The 16,047-nt window shown below is 37.7% G+C and carries 16 protein-coding genes and 2 pseudogenes; 7 read left to right on the top strand and 11 right to left on the bottom strand.

Annotated elements, in window-relative coordinates; all coding sequences use genetic code 11:
- Nucleotides 1–4: 4 nt before the first annotated feature.
- The 7 genes from MST17_RS01780 to ispH form a co-directional block, all read right to left on the bottom strand.
- Nucleotides 5–559, bottom strand: a complete 555-nt coding sequence (locus MST17_RS01780; protein ID WP_180026092.1) for a prepilin-type N-terminal cleavage/methylation domain-containing protein — start codon at nt 557–559, stop codon at nt 5–7.
- Nucleotides 537–4,478 carry a PilC/PilY family type IV pilus protein gene (locus tag MST17_RS01770; RefSeq protein WP_180026093.1) on the bottom strand — a complete coding sequence of 1,314 codons (3,942 nt, stop codon included), beginning with the start codon at nt 4,476–4,478 and terminating at the stop codon, nt 537–539. The genes MST17_RS01780 and MST17_RS01770 overlap by 23 nt, the downstream gene beginning before the upstream one ends.
- Before the next feature lie 17 nt (nt 4,479–4,495).
- Nucleotides 4,496–5,278, bottom strand: a complete 783-nt coding sequence (locus MST17_RS01765) for a pilus assembly PilX N-terminal domain-containing protein (RefSeq protein WP_180026094.1) — start codon at nt 5,276–5,278, stop codon at nt 4,496–4,498.
- A complete protein-coding gene (locus MST17_RS01760; RefSeq protein ID WP_257223987.1) occupies nt 5,262–6,173 on the bottom strand; it encodes a PilW family protein in 912 nt (303 codons plus the stop codon). The genes MST17_RS01765 and MST17_RS01760 overlap by 17 nt, the downstream gene beginning before the upstream one ends.
- A 1-nt stretch (nt 6,174) precedes the next feature.
- Nucleotides 6,175–6,693, bottom strand: coding sequence for a type IV pilus modification protein PilV (gene pilV / locus MST17_RS01755; protein WP_180026095.1), 519 nt, complete (start codon nt 6,691–6,693; stop codon nt 6,175–6,177).
- Nucleotides 6,690–7,199, bottom strand: a complete 510-nt coding sequence (locus tag MST17_RS01750; RefSeq protein WP_180026096.1) for a Tfp pilus assembly protein FimT/FimU — start codon at nt 7,197–7,199, stop codon at nt 6,690–6,692. The genes pilV and MST17_RS01750 overlap by 4 nt, the downstream gene beginning before the upstream one ends.
- Nucleotides 7,200–7,363: 164 nt before the next feature.
- Entirely contained in the window at nt 7,364–8,314 is a 951-nt protein-coding gene (gene ispH / locus MST17_RS01745) for a 4-hydroxy-3-methylbut-2-enyl diphosphate reductase (RefSeq protein ID WP_168378169.1), read from the bottom strand.
- Nucleotides 8,315–8,447: 133 nt separating this feature from the next.
- Between ispH and gmk the strand changes: the two genes are divergently transcribed.
- The 6 genes from gmk to bfr all read left to right on the top strand — a co-directional run bounded on the left by gmk (nt 8,448) and on the right by bfr (nt 13,325).
- Nucleotides 8,448–9,071 (top strand): guanylate kinase, encoded by a 624-nt coding sequence (gmk, locus tag MST17_RS01740; protein WP_180026097.1) that lies wholly within the window; start codon nt 8,448–8,450, stop codon nt 9,069–9,071.
- A gap of 76 nt (nt 9,072–9,147) precedes the next feature.
- Nucleotides 9,148–9,429, top strand: coding sequence for a DNA-directed RNA polymerase subunit omega (gene rpoZ, locus MST17_RS01735; protein WP_067762989.1), 282 nt, complete (start codon nt 9,148–9,150; stop codon nt 9,427–9,429).
- A gap of 218 nt (nt 9,430–9,647) precedes the next feature.
- A complete protein-coding gene (locus MST17_RS01730; RefSeq protein ID WP_180026098.1) occupies nt 9,648–11,753 on the top strand; it encodes a bifunctional (p)ppGpp synthetase/guanosine-3',5'-bis(diphosphate) 3'-pyrophosphohydrolase in 2,106 nt (701 codons plus the stop codon).
- Nucleotides 11,754–11,806: 53 nt separating this feature from the next.
- On the top strand, nt 11,807–12,190 hold the full coding sequence (locus tag MST17_RS01725) for a RidA family protein (RefSeq protein ID WP_078189365.1): 384 nt from the start codon (nt 11,807–11,809) through the stop codon (nt 12,188–12,190).
- Nucleotides 12,191–12,408: 218 nt separating this feature from the next.
- Nucleotides 12,409–12,603 carry a bacterioferritin-associated ferredoxin gene (locus MST17_RS01720; protein WP_078192519.1) on the top strand — a complete coding sequence of 65 codons (195 nt, stop codon included), beginning with the start codon at nt 12,409–12,411 and terminating at the stop codon, nt 12,601–12,603.
- A 257-nt stretch (nt 12,604–12,860) separates the two neighbouring features.
- Nucleotides 12,861–13,325, top strand: coding sequence for a bacterioferritin (gene bfr, locus MST17_RS01715; protein ID WP_180026099.1), 465 nt, complete (start codon nt 12,861–12,863; stop codon nt 13,323–13,325).
- Nucleotides 13,326–13,684: 359 nt separating this feature from the next.
- Here the strand turns inward: bfr and MST17_RS17175 are convergent, their stop codons facing one another.
- Both MST17_RS17175 and MST17_RS01705 read right to left on the bottom strand, forming a co-directional pair.
- Nucleotides 13,685–13,996, bottom strand: a complete 312-nt coding sequence (locus tag MST17_RS17175; protein WP_373685434.1) for a prepilin-type cleavage/methylation domain-containing protein — start codon at nt 13,994–13,996, stop codon at nt 13,685–13,687.
- A gap of 245 nt (nt 13,997–14,241) precedes the next feature.
- Nucleotides 14,242–14,412: a hypothetical protein gene (locus tag MST17_RS01705; RefSeq protein ID WP_180026100.1), complete on the bottom strand. Its 171-nt coding sequence runs from the start codon at nt 14,410–14,412 to the stop codon at nt 14,242–14,244.
- A gap of 362 nt (nt 14,413–14,774) precedes the next feature.
- On the opposite strand from MST17_RS01705, the pseudogene MST17_RS01700 reads away from it, so the two are divergent.
- A pseudogene (locus MST17_RS01700) lies at nt 14,775–14,883 on the top strand (prepilin-type N-terminal cleavage/methylation domain-containing protein); the annotation flags it as partial.
- A 325-nt stretch (nt 14,884–15,208) separates the two neighbouring features.
- Here MST17_RS01700 and MST17_RS01695 read toward each other — a convergent pair.
- Nucleotides 15,209–15,565 carry a hypothetical protein gene (locus MST17_RS01695; RefSeq protein WP_180026102.1) on the bottom strand — a complete coding sequence of 119 codons (357 nt, stop codon included), beginning with the start codon at nt 15,563–15,565 and terminating at the stop codon, nt 15,209–15,211.
- A 3-nt stretch (nt 15,566–15,568) separates the two neighbouring features.
- Nucleotides 15,569–15,979, bottom strand: a pseudogene (locus tag MST17_RS01690) (hypothetical protein); the annotation flags it as partial.
- Nucleotides 15,980–16,047 lie beyond the last annotated feature (68 nt).

Below are 16,047 nucleotides of genomic sequence, written 5' to 3'. Positions count from 1 at the left end.
AACATTACCAAGCTTTTACGTTGCTGCCAGGGCAAGTAATATCTGTTTCACTGAGTGTATCTCTAGTTTTGCAACGAAGTCCTTCACTTGTCATAAGAATATTATAATTCTTTGGATCATTTTGTACTAAAGCCTGTATCATCCAACCATTCCCCCATACAGCATCATCATCCAAATTTTTCTTGGGACTATTAAGGTCTTTTACGAGTATTTTATATTTTATTTTATCCCCAGTAGCCCCTACTGGAACAGGTATTTCTACCAAAGCGGGAGAATTAGCATCAGTACGATAAATACTATTAGGATCAAAATATTTATAAGTAAAATTTTTTGATTTATAACGTTCAAGTTGTTCTGCAATTTTCTGCACTTCTTGCTGTGCTTGAGACTCAACTCCCTTACGTACCTGATCTTGATAACTAGGAATAGCAATTGCTGCGATAATTGAAATTACGACTACAACAATCATAAGTTCAATCAATGTAAAACCCGAGTTAGCTCCCCAGCGGCATATAAAATATGCTGCTGGGTTTGCCTTAGTTATTTTTAGCTTCGACATATTTTTCATACCATCGAGTTGGATTTAAAATTTTATTACACTCCCATCTACCCTTACCACTTTGTAAACCTAAGATCGTTAGAGCGCCACAATTAGCTCCTTTTAAAGGCTCTGCATCGGCATTATTATCTGGCCCCATAGAAATTCCACGAATACCTGCACCCAATACATTTTGGTTTCTACCATTCAACATCTGGAAACCTGTTACTTTATCCTTGGTTGTATCAACATTTCCCGTGCTGTTCAAGCATGCCCCATAAGGTAGACAAAATTGCTGGACATGTGTTTCCCCAACCACCCTAGGTTGACATGGATTACTTCTATCAACAATACCTGTTCCTTGCGGGTCATATACTGGAACCATTAAACGCCCTGTAATTGCAGCTGGTTCTTCCTCAAAGGCTTTTAAACCACCAGGTGTTCTTGTTGTTGAAACTGTTTTACCATCTGTATCACTCAATACAGCTGTTAAAATTTCTTTTCCATCTGGCCCACTCGATAAAGATCTATACCATCCAAGCTTCCCACCTATAGCAAATTGACTCGCAACCTTTCCAGAAATGGTCTGAGGATTTGGATATAGTTTTTCCAGTGTAATATCTTTTGTAAGATCAATATCAGTACCATCCAATTTCCCAGTAATCAAATAGCTATTCGCAACATCTCGATCAATTAAGCCATATACTTTATTTGTTGGTCTATTGGTCAATGCGTTAAATGGTTTAATTTTTTCACGACCTTCCGTTGGCGCAACATCTAACGGAGTACTTCGATCTCCAGACGCAATACCCAACAATAAAAAAGTATCTTTTCCTTCATCATGAATTGTTAATGTTGGTGGCTGATAGAAACGAGGTTGATTTCCAGCTGTAAGTGTATGTTGATTGACATCTTTACCTACACTCAAATCTGCTAAACGTATAACTCGCTTTCCAAGCTGTGCATTAGCTGCATTATTCAAATCGACTCGAAAAACCTGCCCGCCCAAATCACCAAAATATAAGTTATCAATTAGACCATCACCATCCCGGTCTAAAGTACTTATACGACTCACAACACTATGTTTCATAGCCGTATTATTTGTGTTTGCTCCGGTATTACTTGCCCACCAAATACGTTCACCAGTCTCAGCATGAATAATATAAACTGCATTACCAAGTGCTTCTGATTTCTTACAATTATCTACAACAGTTCCTGCATGATTTTTTATTTGAAACTCATCAGGGTTTTCCTTCCCTAAAATAAATTGAGGATTTTCATAACATGCATCATATCCACCCCCAACAATCATGACACGAGTAATTTTACCCTTGTAGCGAATATTTGCTAAAACAGGCTTAGACCAAGTTTGCCCCATTCTGGCATATTCACCACTACCACCAGTAACTTTAAATAAGAATTTAGGATCAGTAGGCTTAAGAACATCTAAACCATAATAACTCCTCCCCCCCATACGCATACCACCGTATACGTTCATCTTACTTGCATTAACTGTGACAGACTCATCAGTTTCACTAACAATATTATATTTTGAATCTACAATCCAAGCACCACCAATACCTGCAGTTGCACCATTTTGATCTGATTCCCCTTTAACCAAGGCTTTGGATGCCGTAGAGTCACTTAAAATTTCAGATGGAACAAATACCATTTGTTCGATCCCCGAAGTTCCATCCACAATCCTTAAAGCTCCTTCCATACTCCCATAAAGTACAGACTGCTTTCTCACCGTACCAAGATCACCATTTGAATCTAAATCACCAGAATAAGTCATTTGAACTGGAAAAGAATGAATACTTGCTCCCATTGCACTGGTAGCTAATTCTGGTGCTTTCAGTTCTTTAGGCATTTCACTAGGAGTCAGTGGTAAATTAAAGCCAAAATAATTTAATAATTTTAATTTAATGTCGGTACTTAAATTTTTTAATTTGCTGTTATTTTCAAAATTACTTAATAGATCATTTGGAGTCGTTGTAGATTGAGAAACATAAAATAAACCACTACCTTTACTTGTAGTAGTAATTACTCCTGTAGAGGATACGCTACCAATATCACTATACAGTGGTCTATATCCATTTGGTGCAGCCTCAGTTGGTAATTTCAACTTAGATATAACACCACCGATATCCACACCTGCGTCATCAGTTTTTGACGTGTCATTCCAAATATCTTGAGTACCTTTAGTAAAGCTACCATCAGACTCATAAACCCATTTACTCTCATCTTTAGATTTTAATGCTCCGCCACTGACAGGATATTTTTTCAAATTCCCCATCCAAATCATATTCAGAGTCCCAGGCTTTGGTTCTAAAGCTCTTAAATAACCGTAGGGCTGAAAAGTATGTGGACTTAAAGCATCTACTGGCACAGAGATCGCTCCAGTAGACAGAGGATCAATCGGATTTTTACCAATATTGTCAATAAATTGAACTACACTTCTAGTCACTTCTGCTGGGTCATTTGCAATAAAGAAGCCACCATTGCCATAGCCTGGATTTTCTACACCATACGTTGCTTTTCCTGGAGAGCAAGCATCGTCGGATGTTCTATCCGCCTGGGTTCTTGAACTTAATTTACATGCATTAGAAACATAAGGCTCTGTTAAATCACTCATATCACTACCAAAACCGACAAATGCAGTTTGTATCGAAATACCAGCGGGGTTCTTATTTTTATCAAAAAGCCTCTTTGCAAACTCACCTATACAACGCCATCCACCTGGATTATACCCCTCAAAAGCTTCACTCAATCCACCCTCACAATCGAAATCAGTTCCCTTTGCGCCTAAAGCATTTGTCATTAGGTTAATTGATCGAGATTCATTAGTAGAGTTAGCTGCACCATCAGATAGAACATATACGCCCTGCCCATCACAACTTTGGCGGTCGTCAACAGCAGGTAGTGGTGAATTATAAGCAGTTGAGTCAGCAATTTTTGTTGTACGGTCTGAGAAATTAAAACCACTATCAAGATTGGCTGTATGTTTACCAGTTTTTACATAACATTTACCAGAAATACGATCCACGTTGCAGTCTTTTTGATTAAGACCATTAATATAAAAATTTGGGATAGTACCTCTAGTACCGTTACTCCACGATGTACATAATTTACCTGCAGTATCAAAGGTATCACATACCTTATAGTAATTATCCCAGTATGAAACATAAGTAAAAAATACAGGTGCTTCACTTAAAGCAACAACTGAACCTGTTTTCGTCCCCATTAAATATGCAGCTGCTTCAGCATATGCATGCGCTGTCGGTGTACCATTTTTTGCAGTTAAATCCTTAATTGCATTTTTTAATCTTGTCCGATGAGTAGATCCAACACCGTCTAACTTTTCGGCAGGTACTAATATTTGCCCGCTCCGCCCATCACCACTAGCTGAGTAGTTACCCAGCCCAACCTTGACTTCATTTAATGTAGAATTATTACTATTTAGAAAAGCGAACATTCCATCTTTTAAGCGAGTAAGGCGGTCATAACAACGGTAGGTTTTATCAGTGACTCTTTCACAACCATCTTTGATAACTTGACTTATAGAACTGGTTTTAGATTTGCTAACATAACAAAATCTTCTGTCATAAGAAGGGCTTGTATCTGAAGGTGCAATATATGTTTTCCCATCTTCATTCGCCAAATTTAAGGCAGTAATTACTTTATCACTAGTAGAAGTCGAATTAGAGCAAACCTCATAATCAGCTTTTATATAATTCATAGAACCTGATGTATCAAGCATCATAACAATGGTTTTTTTACCTGCCGTTGGTGCCATATAGATCTGCAAATCCGTTGCTTGTGCTACAGATGAAGTAATCAAAAGCGTACTAAAAAAAGCACCCGTTGCAACTAAACTTAAATTTAATTGACTTCTTTTGCCTTCATAATTATGTGAGGCAATCTTTTTTACTATTTTCATTTCCTAATTCCTCTTAATTATGTCGGCTCATTTACCATTTTTAAAAATGTTTGAAGGTTAAATTCTTGCATTTGAGTATTGACTGGAATTCCTAAATTTACTAGACATTGAGCAACTGTTTCTTTGCCCTTAGTTTCAGTATCTGTATCATCATTAATGAAACCACTCATGCATTTTTGAGCTACTGAAACATCTTTTGCAAAAGCAGGCATTACAGCCGTTGTTGTAACGCGAATACGCTTCTGTTCAGTAACACCTTCTGGCATGTTTTGACCACCACTCACATTGGTAGATCTTGCTAATAGTGCCAAAGGCGGAAGTGATGTTGAGTCTGTAGGAATTTTAATCGCGATTTGGGTTACAACACCTTTACGCGCGCTACCATAGTCTTCAGACAAATCACAATAATTATCAACACTGCCATCAACGAGTTTTAATGTCCCGCCACCTTCTAAATGCTGAACTGCCATAGACATTACTGACCCAAACTTAATGGTTGATTTAGGTCTATAACAAAACACATATTCATTACCTGGCTCCACTTCATTATCTTTTAGAGCCTTACCTATGATGCTCGACAAATTTGTCTGCTTAATAATATCTTCAATAAAAATTTGATTAATTGGAGTATCCGCAGTTTGGCTAGATAATTGACCTACTTGCGCATTAGCAGAAATATTCAAAGTAGTCATTGCAGTTCTTATTGACATTACACCAACTATAGTGGTCAACAAAAGGACTAGCATCACAACAATCATCGTTGAGCCTGATTGAATCTTTAAATTATTGGGCGCTTTCATAGACTTTTTCCCCCAAACCATTTCGCAAAGCAATTGTTGTCGCATACATGCGTCGTACATATTTTGTCGTTTTATCTGTAGCTATAACTTCGCCATCTAAAAATTTAAAACTATCAGTTTTTGGGTCTAGATCTTTACTGCTCACAGAATCTTTCGAACGTACCAACATCATGGCATGGATAGATACAATGCGGGGAATATCAGGTTGCACCGCATCCTTTGCAACCTTTTTGTATTCATCAATTGTGTAATAAACAAATTCTTCCCCAATTTTACTTCCCAAATAAAACCTCAATTGATCTACTCGAGGCATTACTATTTCACCATTATTTTTATCGTTTAAACCTGCTATAGATACTTCATTACTGCCAGCAGAATTAGCATCACACGCTAATGCCAAATTTGAAGCAGATCCATCAGCTCGTAAAAAGTATCGTTGAATTACATATTCATTAGCTTTCACTTTCACACCTTCGCAATTAAGCATGTCATTGGGAGCTATAAATTGAATAGTTAGCTGATCGCTTTTTGAGCCAACACTTGAAGTACCACCAGATTTTGTTAATAAATCAGCACTAACATCCTTTAAGAGCAAATTAGCATTGGTTTCACCACTACTAAGCACAATTCCCCCCATAGGAGTTATATTTGTTAAAATTGGATTATTCTCATTTCCATAATTCGCTAAACGCACATCACGAGCAATATATTCCACCCCAAAAATACCACTATCTTGCAAGTCTGCACCCGCTTCTTGCATACGTGCAGATATAATTCCACCTAAAAATAATTGCAGAGCAGCAGCAGCGACAATCAGTCCAATGACAATTGCAATTAATAATTCGACTAAGGTGAATCCTTTTTGATGAGTTAGCTTCATTTTATTTAAATACATATTAATAAGCCTCCATCATCAAACATCTTGCACCATAAATATATATACCCTTATCATTCATACAGTTACTATAATTTGTGCTTTTTAAATTTATTGCAGTCTCATCCCATGCCGCAAATAAGCATTGTCTTTTAATTGCATTAACACCAGGACATTCAGCCATAACAATTTTAATTCCAATATTGCTGGCAGCATGTGCTGCCAAATATGCATCATATTTGGCAAAATCAGCAGATGAACAAGGTTTATCCAAACATGTTGGTGCTGGTTTTGGTTCAACTGAATTTTCATAACTCTTTATGGCTGCTGGATAACTAGCTTGAGCACTAGGATTAGCTCTCATGTTCTCAGTTAACCCTCTAAGAATTAACGATGCTTGAGAACGTGTAAGAGCTTCTGATGTTGCATCTACTGCACGTAATTGCAATGCTGTATAACCCAGCACTCCTATTGCAAGTAGAATGAGTGCGACTAAAACTTCAACCAACCCAACACCCGATTGATATTTATTTTTATTCATGAACAAACTCCAGAATTTTTTAGATTCACATTACCAAGTACAGTCACCTCAATTTCTTTAGTTTTAGATTCAGAACAAACTACTATTTTTTTCGCTTTAGGAACTTTATTGCTCACACTATCTAATGAAGTTCCAGTTGGCCCAAAAACAAAGTATGTATCACCACTAACTTCAACCCCTGTTGCTAGATTAGCAATAACAACTCGATTCGAATCTTGAAATGTTTGCTTATCTGCAGCCGAAACATTTGCATTTTCTAAACATTTATCCTTAGAAATCACATCACCATCTTTTACTTTTGATGGACAAACAACAACAAATGCTCTATTAGCTGCAGCTTTGCTTCGCCCATCTTTTAAGGCTTGAATTACCTGTTCTTTTGCTTGGTTCAATTTATACGCTTTCAAAAAACCCACAAAGGAAGGTGCTGCTACCGATGCCACAATTGCCAAAATTGCTATAATCACCATCAGCTCTATTAACGTAAATCCATTATTTTTCTGCATACTCCCCCCAAGGCGCGCCAAACTTTACCCTATTAAAAATAATATCCAATTAAATTACAAAACAAACACAAATCAGGATAAAAGGCATAAAAAAACAGATAATTGCCAAAAAGCAATTATCTGTCAATTCTTAAAAAAATTCAGAATGTTAAGTCATTAACACTTTATGCCTGTGTTACAGGAATACGTAACTCTTTTGGCAAACTAAATGTAATATTTTCTTCACGACCATCCAACTCTTGCGGCGCTTTTGCTCCCCAATCTTGTAAGCGCTGAATTACTTGTTTAATTAAAATTTCAGGTGCCGATGCTCCTGCAGTTACACCAATTTTAGTGTGTTCATCAAACCACTCTTGTTGCAACTGATCTGCATTATCTACCAAATACGCATGCTTACCCATCCGTTCAGCCAATTCACGTAATCGGTTCGAGTTCGAAGAGTTCGGTGAACCCACAACCAGTACAACATCACATTGCTCGGCAAGATCACGTACGGCATCTTGGCGGTTTTGAGTGGCATAACAAATATCATCTTTACGCGGCCCCTGAATTTCAGGGAACTTCTGACGTAGGGCATCAATGACTTTTGCTGTGTCATCTATAGAAAGCGTTGTCTGAGTTACAAACGCTACTTTTTCAGGATGCACCACTTTTAGATCAGCAACATCTTGTTCATCTTCAACCAAATAAATCGAACCACCATTTTTGGTGTCATATTGGCCCATCGTCCCTTCAACCTCAGGATGACCTTCATGACCAATCAAAATTGCTTCCACACCTTCACGGGCATACTTGGTCACTTCTATATGTACCTTGGTCACCAAAGGGCAAGTCGCATCAAAAACTTTTAGCCCACGGCGCTCAGCTTCTTGTTGTACCGCTTTAGATACACCATGCGCACTGAAGATCACGATATTGTCATCTGGCACTTCATCCAGCTCATCCACAAATATCGCACCGCGTTGACGCAAGTCGTCCACCACAAATTTATTGTGTACCACTTCGTGACGTACATAAATGGGTGGGTTAAAGCATTCCAATGCACGGTTCACAATCGCGATGGCGCGATCAACACCTGCACAGAAACCGCGTGGATTAGCTAAAACAATTTCCATAGAATCCTCAATGCCCACTCAATTTTACGGGTATCACTTGAAATAAATGTAAACAATAGACGTCTGACTATTTAGTTTGGCGCGCGTCTACTCTAAAATAGAGAAGATATTTTATCATATCAGGAAAAATATCATGTCGGGTCTCTTGTTTGTCGTTTCTGCTGCATCGGGAACGGGCAAAACATCCCTCGTTAAAGCCCTGCTTGAACGTGTAAACAATTTACATGTCTCTGTTTCTCATACGACTCGTGGTCAGCGTCCTGGCGAATTAGACGGCGTACATTACCATTTTGCAAAAAAAGAAGATTTTTTAGCGCTCGTAAATGAAGGTGGTTTCATTGAATATGCTGAAGTTTTTGGCAACTACTATGGTACTGCACAGCGCACAGTAAAAGAACAGTTGGCCAAAGGTCATGACGTTTTACTTGAAATTGACTGGCAAGGTGCTGAACAGGTTCGTAAACTTTTTCCTGAATCTAGACAAATTTTTATTCTCCCACCAAGTCAGTTTGACTTACGCCAACGCTTATCAAACCGTGGCACTGACTCAGTTGAAGTGATCGAACATCGCTTAAGCTGCGCAGTTGAAGACATGCAGCAATATGTAAATTTTGATTACGTCATTATTAATGATGATTTTAATAAAGCCTTACATGATTTAGAGTCTGTGATTATTGCTAATCGCTTGGTTTTAAAACAGCAAGCGACACGTCATCAGCAGTTAATTGAAAAATTAATCACGCCGACTGAGCAGTGATTAAAACTTGAGTCTATAGACAAAGCACCTTATACTGCACAGTCTGTTAAAAATTTATATTCAAACGAGAATTCTTATGGCACGCGTAACCGTTGAAGATTGTTTAGACCATGTAGACAACCGCTTTGAGCTTGTACTAGTGGCAAGCAAACGCGCGCGTCAATTGGCACGTCAAGGTATCGAACCAACTGTTGAATGGGACAACGACAAACCTACAGTTGTTGCACTTCGTGAAATTGCAGCTGGTCACGTTTCTAAAGACATCCTGAAACAACGTGAACAAGACTACCAAACTTCAAGTTTAGACCTTGCTCTTTCTGCAAATAACCTAAACTTAGACGGTTTTTCTTTCCAATAAGATAAACCTGACCTTAAAAGCCTAGTTTTTAACTAGGCTTTTTTTATGGATTCTCTTTAATATTTTACTCAGAACAGTTATAACATAAGCTTAAGAAGTGCAAAGCAGGCGAAAAAGATTTTCAATTTTTTAAACTAAAAAATTGACAAGTCATGCAATATGCATTTCATTAAAGTATTAACCGTTTCATTTGTAAATCAGTAGTAAAAGGGTGTTCTATGCCAGGCCCAATGGTCAGCCAAGCCAAGCAACAGTTAAATGTGATAATCGACGCTTACCTTTCAGTAAGTGATGTCGAACGCGTGCTTGAAGCTTGCGACTATGCGGATATTGCCCATGATGGTATTACCCGTAAAAGTGGCGAACCCTACATCCTCCACCCGATTGCGGTGAGCTGTATTTTGGCGCATATGCGTCTTGATGCGGAAACTTTAATGGCCGCTTTACTGCATGATGTCATCGAAGATACCGAATTTACCAAACAAGATATTACTGAAAAATTTGGTCTGACCGTTGCTGAACTCGTCGATGGCGTCACCAAACTCAGCCATTCTAGTGATAAAGAATATAATAAAGCTGCATCCTTCCGTAAAATTCTGCAAGCCACCCTACAAGACCCACGTGTCATTATTATTAAACTGGCAGATCGTTATCACAATATGACCACACTAGGTGCTTTACGCCCCGACAAACGTGCTCGTATTGCCCAAGAAACCTTTGAAATTTTTGTACCAATGGCACGCCTTGTCGGTATGAATGAAATGGCCGACAACCTTGAACATTTGTGTTATCAAAATCTAGATTTAGATATGTATAACAATGTTCAAGAAGCTTTATTACAAACCAAACCGAAACGCTGCGAATACCAGACCAAATGGGAAAACAACCTCACTACCCTACTTGAACAGCACCATATTTCAGGTCGAATTAAAAAGAAAAATAATAATATTGAATTACTTCGCCACTTTGTAAAAAACGATATCGATCTGCAAGAGCTCACCCATAGTCATGCCTTTGAAATTATTTTACAAAGCATCGCAGACTGTGACCGACTTGCAGACATCCTCAAAGAAAGCTTTAAAGTTCTTAATTACGCTGATCATATCCGTCGCCCACTCCCTGGTGGCAACCAGTCACTGATGATGCGCTTAAAAGGCGAAAAGACTATTTTATCTCTGACCATCCAAACAGAACTGATGCGTAAAGCAGCACGCTTTGGTGTGGTCCTCGGTGAAAATGCACCACAAGCTTGTCGTTCAGCGATCCAAGCCTCCATGCAAAATTTAAATGTATTAGTCGATGGTGCATGTGCCAAGACCACGTTTAGTGAATTACTCGATTATCTACATCAAGAAAAAATTTGGGTTTATACCCCACACGGTCATTTGCATGAACTACCTCAGGGTGCCACAGCTGTTGATTTTGCTTATTCAGCGAGCTTATTTTTGGGCAACCATGCTGTTGGTGCGAAAATTAATGGTGAAACCAAACCCCTTTCAACGCCATTATTGAGTGGTCAAGTCGTTGAAATCATCACCGATGTTCTTGCAACGCCAAACCCTGACTGGCTGAGCTTTATTAACACCCAAAAAGCCCGTCGTGCATTACAAAATATCCTTCGTGACCAAGACCAAGATGAACAACGTTTAGTTGGCCAGCAAGCTTTAAATCGCGCATTAAAACTCTTTAACCGTTCTGTGAGTGATTTGACATTAGCCGATTGGGAAAATGTGCTGAATTGGCGTCATTTAAATGATAAAGAACAATTATTTGAACAAATCGCCGTGGGTGATTTACTGCCTCAATTAGTTGCCAATCACTTATATGCTCAAGACACCATTCAGACTTCAAACTCTGCACGCTTGATCTTGGGCACAGATGGTGTCGACGTTAAATATGCGCACTGCTGTAACCCTGTTTTAGGCGATCCAATTCAAGGGCATTTATCACGTCGTGGTTTGATTGTGCACCGTTCTCGTTGTCATAATTTATTGCATGAACAGCATTTACATCCTGAAAATATCATGCCGTTACACTGGACTACAGAAGACAGTGAAGATATTAGTTTTACAGCCTATTTATGCCTAAACATGCTGTTAAATGATGAGCAAATTTCAGAACTGATCTATCTATGCCGTAAAGAAAAAGTGGGTGTAGAGACTGTCCGCGCACATGAAGAAAAAACCTATGTGAATATTGTTGTACACAACCGTAAACAAATTGCCGAAATTATCCGTAATTTAAGAATGCATTTTGGCTTCCCACGCATTAGTCGTTTGGCACAACCTGTTGCCATCAACGAAACTGCGAAAGTTGCCAGCTAACCTGACACCGCATATTTATATGTGCCGTGTCATGATGATAATAGGAGAAATAAATGTCCCGCCAGGTAATCCATACTGAAAATGCACCCGCTGCAATTGGTACTTACTCACAAGCCATTTTAGTGGGCGACACTTTGTATTTATCAGGTCAAATTGGCTTAGATCCATATAGCATGGAGCTGGTAGAAGGCATTGAAGCTCAAATTCGCCGTGTATTCGACAACTTAAAAGCGGTATGTGAAGCTGCAGGTGGTACGCTAGCAGATATTGCTAAGCTGAATATTTTCCTCACTGACCTTTCTAACTTCCAATTGGTCAATCAAATTATGGGCGAATATTTTGCTCAGCCTTACCCAGCACGCGCAGCACTCGGTGTAGCTAGCCTACCAAAAGGTGCTTTAGTAGAAATGGATGGCGTGGTTATTATTAATCAATAAGTTAGTAAACATTGCTTAAGCCATTCACTAAGTATCACATTCCAAAAGAACAAAAAACCTCACATGGAAATCTGAGCATTACTCAGATTTCCGCTTAAATGACAGTTTTCATTCAAAAACTCAATCACTTTAAAAGCATTTTCAAATGATTTTTATTGACAAACGATAATAATTATCAATAATATTACTTATCCCATTTATTCACTTGGTTTGATTTCATGTACGTTTGTTTGTGCCGTGGTATTACTGATCAAGACATTAAAGATGCAATTGCCAATGGTGCAGAAAGCTATCGTGAAGTACGCGATATGCTTGATTTAGGCACCTGTTGTGGTCGCTGTGCACCTGAAGCACGTATGATTATTAGTGATGAAGTTGCACAAATTGCAGCCCGTATCGCAATTGCTGCATAAGCCAAGCTTTTAAATTTTCTTAACAATCATAATTATAAAACCAATGGTCTCAGACCATTCCTCCTCCCCCGCTTCTGACTCTAAGCGGGTTTTTATTTATTAAAGCTCTGAAAATTAGCGCCTTGTTTTGATTGTGATTTTCATTTGCTGTTCTATAAAACACTCGCTAATTTGCACTTTGTTGTTTAAGATATTTCTATTCTAATATCGAATTTATATTGCTTAGTTCGAGCTTTATTGCAGTTAAGGAGTCAGACATGAAAGGCAATCGTGATGTAATTAATCAGTTAAATCAGGTGCTTTATCATCATTTAACTGCAATTAACCAATATTTTCTTCATTCACGTATGTTTAACGATTGGGGCATTGAGCAACTGGGCTCTGCGGAATATAAAGAATCAATTCGTCAAATGAAGCATGCCGATAAAATTATTGAGCGTATTCTGTTTTTAGAAGGTCTGCCAAACTTACAACATTTGGGCAAGCTGTATATCGGCCAACATACAGTTGAAGTGTTGAACTGTGATGTACGTAAGGTTAAAGAGAATATTGAATCCATACAACAGGCTGTGGCTTTAGCTGAAAAAGAAATGGATTATGTGACTCGTGACTTAGTGCAAGAAATTTTAGAAAAAGAAGAAGAGTGGCTGGATTGGGCAACAACACAGCTCGATTTAACCGAGACTGTAGGTATAGAGAATTATATTCAGGGTCAGATGTAAAGTTTTTCTATCAATATTAAAAAACCTGCAAATGAACTGACCCCTATAAGTTGGACACAACTTGTAGGGTATTTTTATTTTTATAACTTACTTCTACGGACATAGATCCATTCCATAAGTCACTTTATATGGACATACTTTTGAATGTTCAAAATTTTTATTTCTGTCTACCTAGAACATAACTTTTACTTAATGGTAGATAAAGTTTATGACACATTTTAAAAATAAAGTGCTTATGAGCAGCTTAAAGAAGATTATGAAAAACTGCTGAAAAAGTGTAATTCACTGTTGTTAGAAAATTTTGAGTTAAAATAAAAAACGCATCTCTTAAGATGCGTTTTTTTGAGTAAAACTACAACTTATTGTAGCTCGCATTTACCTGATGCAACTGTACAAACAGCTTTAGTCTTTTGACCACCCGTAATACCTGCTTCAATAGTTTCATCGCCTTTCACTGGTTGAGTAGCAATTTCGCATTTATCTGTAATGTTAAAGTTAGCAATAGCTGGCATAGCTGTTACACCATCTGGATCATTTTCATGCAAGATAAATTGGTTGGTAAAGTTTTTAACAGTTGCTAAACATGATTGATCAATTGAGCGCTTAGTATAGTTTTGATAAGCAGGAATCGCAATCGCAGCAAGAATACCGATAATTGCAACAACGATCATTAATTCAATTCAATCCATAAGTCACTTTATATGGACACGCATCAAACCATTGAATTATCTTGTTTTATATCATTATTCATTTTGTCCATATGTACATACTTTTAAATGGACAAATTTTTCCATTTTATCCATATCAGAAAATGGCTTTTACTCAGTACGATAAGATGAATTTTTATAAAAAGCAGGATGGTTATGACACAATTTAAAATGTAGAAAAGCTAAAAATGGAATAGAAAAAACCAAACTCATTTATCAGCTAACTTTTGTAGTTCTTCTCTATGCTTACGGATTACACTTCTTACATAATGCATTACAATACGACGAGTCGCTTCGTCATCTCCCAATTGCATAGGCAAAACTTCTAGATTTTGGCGAGATATTCGTTCGGTTATTTTGAAGTCTTTGAGCCGTTTCATTCTATTACTCCCCACCATCAATAAAAAATTCAGCATAGGACATTACTTTTGATTTTTAATACTCTCATTCCTGCACAAAGAATCATGATTTAGACCAAACGCTATAGCTACTTTTAGCACCCAATGATTCAGCAATTTATAGTGACGATCCACTTAAAGAACAAAATCTCACAAAACTAACAATTTTTGTCACTTAGTTACATAAATTTACTTTATGCTTTTTTACTTTTTTTAATCCACCCAACAATGTATTGATTTTTAGTAGATTAGTTAGATAATATACTTTGGCACACTTTGTGCAAACTATAAATCAGCTTACAAAGCTTATAACTAAATTAAACAAAACATTTGTGGAGAATGTTATGAAATCAAATCAACAGGGCTTCACCCTTATCGAGCTCATGATTGTAGTCGCTATTATCGGTATTCTTGCTGCAATTGCGATTCCTGCTTATCAAAATTATGCAAAGCGTTCTTCTGAAACTGCTTGTCTTGCAGAAACTAAAGGTCTTGCGAGTCAACAATTCGTTAGAATCAATGACCCTGAAGGTGCTAATCCAATGGATAAAGATGAATTAGAGGGTTATACAAGTGCTTGTAAGGATTTAACTTATACAGCTGCTAGTACTGAAACTAAACAGGTTGGAGGTAAGGATGTTACTACTGTAGTTCCTGGCAAATTAGTAGGTACTATTAAAAATCCACAAGATACTGCTAAAGGAAAAGCTGTATGTACTCTTGGCGATATTATTAGCTGTAAAGTAGATGCTAGTTAATTAACTTTAAAAACGCATCTCTAGAGATGCGTTTTTTGTTTTATCTCAAAATTTTCTAATAACAACGAATTGCATTTTTCTAAAAGTTTTTCATAATCTTCTTTAAGCTGCTCATAATCACTTTTCACAGCTTTGGTCTTGATTTTAGCTTGTTCAACCTGCTGTGCAGGCGAAAGTACATTTTGTCCTGCTTGCTGCCCAGCCTGCTCAATTGCCTCAATTAATGCAGCATGGCGGCTCTTTTTAATCGAACCGCGCTTACGTCCTGCCTCTAATGCTACAGTGTCATTATTAATGGCAGAACCTTTTGGTAAAATAGTCGGTTTGTTGGCTTTTAAACGTTCTAAAGCAGCGTAATAATCATTAAGAGCGCTCATGTTTTAATCCTCAATATTGATCATTTTAATTTTTTGAATAGTCTTATTTAGAGCCATAATATCGCTGTCCATTTGCCCGTATAGCAAACTGCCTTGTGCTTGTGTATCTCGTAATCGTTGCAGTCGTTGCACTGTTTTTTGCATCTTCTCTGCACTGCTAGTATCAAACACCGCATGAGCACAACTTAAACAACTCGTAATTGCAGTAAATGAAATTTTTTCGCAAGAATCAGGATTAGTACAAGCACCAAACAGGCTAGTCTTGCAAGCAATTTCCCCTTTTTTCATACGCTTGATGGTTTCATCACGATTCGAAAATACTGTGAGTAATTGCTCGCGGTCTTTTTGCAGCTGCAAATAGGTTCCTGCACCACCGAGGAAACGACTAGAGCTATTGATTACACCTTCCTCAAACGGCTGGTTAAGCCCAGAAGCCTTTGAACAGAAATATTTTAAGAATTTAGAGGGATTTGTTGTCCACG

The sequence above is a fragment of the Acinetobacter sp. YH16056_T genome (genome assembly GCF_024605895.1).
In the GTDB taxonomy this organism is placed as follows: domain Bacteria; phylum Pseudomonadota; class Gammaproteobacteria; order Pseudomonadales; family Moraxellaceae; genus Acinetobacter; species Acinetobacter amyesii.
Note: the sequence above shows the minus strand (reverse complement) of the source record. Positions and strands in the feature narration are given on the sequence as shown.